The 266-nt window shown below is 52.3% G+C and carries 1 pseudogene; it reads left to right on the forward strand.

Annotation, left to right across the window (positions count from 1 at the left end):
* Positions 1 to 68 precede the first annotated feature (68 nt).
* Positions 69 to 260: pseudogene (locus tag ALO64_RS23900) on the forward strand (Tn3 family transposase); the annotation flags it as partial.
* Positions 261 to 266: the final 6 nt, after the last annotated feature.

Genomic DNA, 266 nt, shown 5'->3' on the forward strand with positions numbered 1-266 from the left:
TGGCATACAGACAAGCGCTTAAAGAAGCAGAAGAAGGTACCGAAAAGTGACTTTGTAAAAGCATGCAGAACACGGTTTACCTGGAGCGGTCCGCAAACGCATTACGCGGACATAGCACCGCTGTCGATGAATCGCTGCTGCAGTACCTGTCGCCGCTGGGCTGGGAGCACATCAACCTAACTGGTGATTACCTGTGGCGCAGCACCGTCAAGGTTGGTGGAGGAAGATTCCGGCCATTACGACGACTGAAATCAGCTTAACGTACT

The sequence above is a fragment of the Pseudomonas meliae genome, assembly GCF_001400515.1.
Classification (GTDB): Bacteria; Pseudomonadota; Gammaproteobacteria; order Pseudomonadales; family Pseudomonadaceae; genus Aquipseudomonas; species Aquipseudomonas amygdali.